1 pseudogene is annotated in these 535 nt (G+C 37.2%); it reads left to right on the forward strand.

Annotation, left to right across the window (positions count from 1 at the left end):
- A pseudogene (locus LC457_RS23275) lies at positions 1-535 on the forward strand (RHS repeat-associated core domain-containing protein); the annotation flags it as partial.

A 535-nucleotide genomic window follows, 5' to 3' on the forward strand; every position in this document is an offset into this window, starting at 1 on the left:
TATGAGGTGAGATATAATAATCCTGTTAATACTCAGTCCGTTGGAAAGTTCAATGGCAACATTGCTGAAATTGACTGGAATAACGGATCGGAAAATCTGCTGAAGCGTTATAATTATGAATATGATGTATTGAACAGGCTAACCAATGCGTTTTATAAAGAGCCTTCGACGGGAAATACCGGTTATTTTGATGAGTATCTGAGTTATGATCTTAATGGGAATATCCTGACCTTAAAAAGAAATGCATCTCCTGTATCACAAGGAACTACTTTTGTACAGGTAGATGATCTGAGCTATCAATATACAGGCAACCGTTTAGATAAAGTGATAGAATCATCATTGAATGATACTGGATATGAAGGTGGGAATAATGTGATTGACTATGACCTGAACGGCAGCATGACCACGATGAAGGATAAAGGCATCTGGAGTATTGCGTATAACTATTTGAGTTTACCTGATTCTTACTCCATTACGCAGAATAATCCATTTGGGCTTGCGATGAATATTGGATTGGATTATCTTTATCGTGCAG

This window comes from Chryseobacterium sp. GVT01B (assembly GCF_019970045.1).
Taxonomy (GTDB): Bacteria; Bacteroidota; Bacteroidia; order Flavobacteriales; family Weeksellaceae; genus Chryseobacterium.